The 6108-nt window shown below is 74.8% G+C and carries 4 protein-coding genes; all 4 read right to left on the bottom strand.

Annotation, left to right across the window (positions count from 1 at the left end; all coding sequences use genetic code 11):
- Window positions 1-114: 114 nt before the first annotated feature.
- Window positions 115-1812: an ATPase, T2SS/T4P/T4SS family gene (locus VI078_13505; protein HEY6000300.1), complete on the bottom strand. Its 1698-nt coding sequence runs from the start codon at window positions 1810-1812 to the stop codon at window positions 115-117.
- Window position 1813: 1 nt separating this feature from the next.
- Window positions 1814-3289 (bottom strand): diguanylate cyclase, encoded by a 1476-nt coding sequence (locus VI078_13510; GenBank protein ID HEY6000301.1) that lies wholly within the window; start codon window positions 3287-3289, stop codon window positions 1814-1816.
- 7 nt (window positions 3290-3296) lie between these two features.
- The gene (gene cheB / locus VI078_13515) at window positions 3297-4388 is read right to left on the bottom strand and encodes a chemotaxis-specific protein-glutamate methyltransferase CheB (GenBank protein HEY6000302.1); all 1092 of its coding nucleotides are present in this window, start codon (window positions 4386-4388) and stop codon (window positions 3297-3299) included.
- Window positions 4385-6108 (bottom strand): hybrid sensor histidine kinase/response regulator (locus VI078_13520; protein ID HEY6000303.1); only part of this gene is annotated, 1724 nt, incomplete at its 5' end. The genes cheB and VI078_13520, both read right to left, overlap by 4 nt.

Raw genomic sequence — 6108 nt, forward strand, 5'->3', positions numbered from 1 at the left:
CCGCGTCCGGCGCCTGCAGCACGACGCCGCCGACGGGCGTCCCGGGCGCGCGCGCGAGAGGCGCCGCGCAGCCCGCGACGACGACGGCCGATGCAACGAGCAGCGCCGGGCCTCTCACGCCGGCGGGGCCTCCTCGCCGCCGACGGCATCGAGCACCTCGCGCAGGTCGGCCAGTCCCTGCGAGGCCTTGAGCAGCCCGTCCTCGCGCAGCGTCCACATCCCCTGCCGCTGCGCCTCCTCGACGATCAGCCGCAGCGGCTCGCCGCGCAGCAGGCGCTCGCGCAGCTCCTCGCGGACCGCGAGCAGCTCGAACAGCGCGACGCGGCCCGCGCGCCCCGTGCCCCCGCACTCGGCGCAACCGCCCGCGCCGTAGAAGGTCAGGTCGCCGATGTCGTGCCCGCGGATCCCCTCGAGCAGCCGCGGCGGCTCCGCAAGCGGCTCGCGGCAGGCGGGGCAGAGCTTCGGCAGCAGCCGCTGCGAGAGCAGACCGCGCAGCAGCATTCCCTGGGTCGCCGGGCTGACCCCCGCCTCCCGCAGCCAGGCGAGCGCCTGGAGGTTGTCGCGCGCCTCGCAGATCGCCACCACGAGGCAGCGGCGCGCCGCGTTGAACACCATCTCCAGGGTGTCGCGGTCGGGCACGTCGCCGAGGCCCACGACGTCCGGCTCCTGGTGCAGCAGCGCCTGCAGGCCCGCGGCGAAGCTCAGCGCTGTGCGCCCCCCGATCTGGCATTGCGCGACGCCGGGGATCGGGAAGCGCACCGGGCTCTCCAGCGTGAGTACGTTGCGTCCTCCGCCCGCTGCCAGGTGCGACAGCAGGCTCGAGAAGGTCGTGTGCCTCCCCTGACCCAGCGGGGCGGCGATCAGGACGACCCCGGTGCGGTGCGCGAGCAGGCGCTGGGTCTCGTCCGCGACCTCCTTGGACATGCCCAGCTCCTGGAACTCGCGCGCGACCAGGCCCTCGTCGACGATCTTGAGGACGACCCGCTCGCCGTGGAGTGTCGGGAAGGAGGCCAGCGTCGCGCCCAGCAGGCGGTTGCGCACCCGGATGCGCAGGCGCCCCTCGGCCGGGGCGGCCGCCGCGCCCGCCGGCCGGCACCCCGCGAGCTCCGTCGCGCGGTCCGTGATGGCACGCCGCAGCGCCGGCGGCGCCGTCTCGCCGTCCTGCAGCAGGCCCCGGCCCCGGAAACGCACGCGCAGCCCCTGCTCGATCGCCTCGAGGTGGATCTCGCGACAGCGCCGCCGCACGGCCTGGAGCACGAACCGCCGCAGCCACTCCTCGGCCGTGAAGCCCTCCGGCGGCGCGTCCGGCAGCAGCAGCCTGCGCGCGTCCGCCTCGTCGCCCAGGTCGAGGAGGCCCCCGCCGGCGCCCAGGTCCCCCTCCGGGTAGAAGCGCCGGAGCGCGGCCTCGAGCGCCGCCTCCGGGCAGATCAGCGGCTCGGGGTCGAGGCCGGTCATCTCGCGCACCGCGGCGATGTCCTCCGCCCGCGAGGGGTCGACGAGCGCCACCGTCAGCGTCCGCCCCAGCACGTGCAGGGGCACGATCCGCCGCTCGCGGGCGAAGCCCGCCGGCAGCAGCTGCAGCACCTCCTCCGGCACCCGGTAGCGCTCGAGGTTGACCGCCGCCACGCCGAACTGGTCGCGCAGGAAGCCGACGAGCGCGTCCGCCGTGAGGTGCCCCAGCCGGATGAGGTTGTAGCACAGCCGCCCGCCCGAGCGCTGCTGCTGCGCGAGCGCCTCCTGGAGCTGGCCCTCCGTGATGACCCCGGCCTGCAGGAGCAGTTCGCCGATGCGCCGCCGCTCGTCCCCGCCCACGCTACTCACCCCGCACGACCACGCGGTTGCGCCCGAGCTCCTTCGCGCGGTAGAGCGCGTGGTCGGCCGCCGCCACCAGCCCCTCGGGGGCGCCGATCTGCGGGTGCGGGACCGAGGCCACGCCGACGCTCACGGTCACGCGCAGGGGCCCCTCGGGGCCGACGACCGGGTGCGCCTCCACCGCGGCCCGCAGCCGCTCGGCGACGCGCTGCGCCGCGGCGGGACCGGTGTCGGGCATCACCACGGCGAACTCCTCGCCGCCATGCCGCGCCAGCACGTCGAGCCCGCGCACCTGCGCCCGCAGCGCGTGCGCGAGCTCCTGCAGGACCAGGTCGCCGAGCTGGTGCCCGTACGTGTCGTTGAAGCTCTTGAAGTGGTCGATGTCGAGCATGGCCAGGGAGAGCGGCGAGCCGAGGCGCTCGCTGCGCTGGAACTCGCGCCGCAGCGCCTCCTGGAAGTAGCGGCGGTTGTGCAGCCTCGTGAGCCCATCGGTGATCGAGAGCCGCACGGCGCGCTCGTGGAGCCGCGCGTAGTCGATGACGATGTTCGCCTGGCGCACGATCGACTCGAAGGTCTTCCCCGCCCGCTCGGAGTAGGCCCCGGCCTCGGCGGCCGCGACGGCCAGCGCGCCGCTCGGCCTCCCCCGCGTCGAGAGCCCGGCGAGCAGGACCGCGCCCGGCAGCCCGGGCTGGTCCTCGGGCAGGCCGAGCAGGCCCTGCGGGTCGTCGATCTCCGGCGCGCCGCACGGCGCCGCCTCCCGCAGCTCGCGCTGCGCCAGCTCGCAGACCGTGTCGACGAAGCGCCGGCCCACCGGCCGGGCGACCTGGACGAAGAGGCGCCGCTCCTCGTCGCCGTCGAGCAGCACCACGCCGACATGGAAGTCGACCACCCGCTGGAGGATCCCCAGGACGCCGAGCACGGTCTCGCGCAGGTCGTCGAGGTTGTTCACGAGGTCCTGGATCTCGGCGGCGAGCGTCGACTCGAAGAGGCTGCGGTCCAGCAGCCGGATCACCCGCTCCATCACGTCCGTGTCGCCGCCGGGCGGCGGGGACGCTCCCCCCGCCGCTTCCCCGGGGACGGCGCGCCGCGGCGGCGCGACGGCACCGGCGGCGGCGCGCGCGCAGATGAAGGCGTGGATCTGCTCGACGAGCGCCGCGGTCTCGCCCGACTTGGTGATGTAGCGGTCGGCCCCGGACTTGAGCCCCCAGAACTGGTCCTGCCGCTGGTCGAGGCTCGTGAGCAGGATCACGGGGATGCGCGCGGTCGCCGGGTCGTCGCGCAGCAGGCGGCAGACCTGGTAGCCGTTGAGCCGCGGCATGACCACGTCCGAGACGACGAGATCCGGCGGGTCCTGCCAGACCTTCACGACGGCTTCGATCCCGTCCCGGGCGAGCGCGACCTCGTGGCCCCGGCGCTGGAGGCCGAGCTTCATCATGGCCGCCTGGGTCTGGCTGTCCTCGGCGATCAGTATCCGCACCGCCGCCTCACTCTCCCGGCGTGGCCAGCAGCCGCAGCAGCGCCCGCGGGATCTGCCCGAGCGCGACCACCTGGTCCGCCACCCCGGCCTCCGCCGCCGCCCGGGGCATGCCCCAGACCACGCTCGTCGCCTCGTCCTGGACCACGCTCGCGCCCCCCAGCTCCTTGAGCCGCCGCAGGCCCGCGACACCGTCGCTGCCCATGCCGGTCAGGAGCACGCCGATCGCGCGCTCGCGCCAGTTCTCCGCGACCGACGCGAACATCGTGTCGATCGTCGCGAGCCCCGCCCCTCCGGGCTGGGGCGTCACGGCGATCTCCCGCCGGCCGCGCACCTGCAGCACCCCGCGGTCCGGGCAGAAGTATACGACGCCGCCGCGCACGCGCTCGCCGTCCTCCGCGACCTTGACCTCCAGGGCCGAGTTGCGCGCGAGCCACTCGGCGCACCCGCGGCCGAAGCCGTCCGAGATGTGCTGCGTGATGAACACCGGCGCGGGAAAGCCCGCCGGCGCCGCCTGCAGGATCGAGAGCAGCGCCGAGGGGCCGCCCGTGGAGGCGCCGATCGCCACGGCCCGCTCCGCGCCCCGCGCGACCGACGCGGGCGTCGGCGTCCAGGCGAGCGGCCGCTGCAGCCGCGGGGAGAGGTGGCGGAAGACGCGGATCTCCGAGATCATGCGCACGCGCCGCACGATCTCGGCGCCGAGCCGCTCGTACCCGGACTGCAGGTTCCCGCGCGGCTTCTCGATGATGTCCAGCGCACCGGCCTGGATCGCGTTGAAGGAGATCTTCAGGTCCTCCTGGCTCACCGAGGCGCTGATGACGAGGATCGGCGTCGGCGTCTCCGCCATGATCGCCTGCGTCGCCTCGAAACCGTCCATGACCGGCATCCGGATGTCCATGGTCACGACGTCCGGCCGCAGCTCCCGCACGCGCTCGAGGGCCTCCTTGCCGTTGCGGGCGATGCCGACGACCTTGATCTGCGGGTCCGTCTCGAGGACCTTCACGAGCACGCCGCGCGCGAAGAGCGAGTCCTCGGCCACGACGACCCGGATCGGCCGCCGCGCCGCCCCCCCGCCGGCCGCACCCCGCACGTCCGGGCTCACAGCAGCTGCCTGATCGTCGCCAGGAGGTTGCCCTGGTCGAACGCGCCCTTGACGATGTAGGCGTCCGCGCCGGCCTCGATGCCCGCCTGCCGGTCGGCGTCCGTCGAGAGCGAGGTCACGAGGATCACCGGCAGCTCGCGGTGCGCGGCTTCGGCGCGCAGCCGGCGCGTGAGCTCGAACCCGTTGAGCCGGGGCATCTCCACGTCCGAGACCACCAGGTCGACCGGCCGCTCGGCGAGCCTGGCGAGCGCGTCGACCCCGTCGACCGCGACGGTGACCTCGTAGCCGCTGCTCTCGAGGATCCCCTGCTCGAGCAGGCGGGTGGTCACCGAGTCGTCCACGACCAGGATGCGCGGGACCCTCCCGCCCGCGGCCGCTGCGCGCCGGCGCTCGTCCAGCCACAGCCCGCGGGACTTCTGCGAGGCCTTCACCAGGTCGAAGACGTTGAGGATCAGCGCCACGCCGCCGTCGCCCAGCACCGTGGCGCCGGAGAAGCAGCGCACCCGGCGCAGCGGCAGCGCGAGCCCCTTGACCACGATCTCCCGCTCGCCGAGCAGCTCGTCGACGAGGAACGCGACGCGCTCGTCGGTGGCGCCGAGCACGACCACCGGCGCGCGCCCGTCCGCCGGCAGGCTCGCCTGCCCGGGCAGCCCGAGGATGTCGTGCAGGCGCACGAGCGCGGTCGGCACGCCGCCGACGAGGATCGCCTCGCGCGACTCGACGGCCGTCACGCGCCCGAGGTCGACCTCGTCGAGCGTCTCGACCGCCGCCAGCGGGATGGCGAATTCCTGCCCCGAGACCCGCACGAAGAGCGCCGGCGCGGTGGCCAGGGTGATCGGCAGCCGGATCGAGAAGACCGCGCCCCTCCCGGGCTCGGAGGTGATGGTGATCGAGCCCTTGAGCCGCTCGATGTTCGTCAGCACGACGTCGAGGCCCACGCCGCGTCCCGAGAGGTCCGTGATCATGCCCTTCGTGGAGAAGCCGGGACGGAAGACCAGCCCCAGCACCTGCGGGTCGGTCATCTCGCGCAGGGCCTCCTCGCTCGCGAAGCCGCGGCGCAGCGCCAGCGCGCGCACCCGCGCGGGGTCGATGCCGGCGCCGTCGTCCTCGACCTCGATGACGACGCTGGTCGCCCGCTGGCTCGCGCCGAGGCGCACCCGCCCGAGGCGGGGCTTGCCGGCGGCGGCGCGCTCCTCGGGCCGCTCGATGCCGTGGTCCAGCGCGTTGCGCAGCAGGTGGGTGAGCGGGTCCTTGAGCTCCTCGATGACCTTCTTGTCCAGCTGCACGTCGCCGCCGGCGATGACCAGCTCCGCCTCCTTGCCCTCCTGCAGCGCGATGTCCCGCAGCAGCCGCGGGAAGAGGTTGAACAGCGAGGAGACCGGCAGCATCCGCACCCGGTTGATCGACTCCTGCAGCTCGCCGGAGGCCAGCGACATGCGCAGCGTGTCGTCGCCGAAGCGCGCGGAGAGGCGGCGGCTCTCGGCGAGGAGCCGCTCGATCAGCTCGGTCAGCTCGGCCGCGCCGGCCGGCGCCCCGCCCTGCGCGCGCCGCGCCGCGACCCACGCCCGGTGCAGCTCCTCGGCGCGGCCCTCGATGCCCCGGATCTCCGCGAGCCGCGCCTCGAGCTTGAAGCGCGCGGCGAGGATCTCCCCGATCTGGTTCATCAGGTCGTCGAGCTTCTGGGTGGTGACCCGCACCGTCTCCTCGATCTGGCGCACCC

This window comes from bacterium, assembly GCA_036524115.1.
Lineage (GTDB): Bacteria > JAUVQV01 > JAUVQV01 > JAUVQV01 > DATDCY01 > DATDCY01.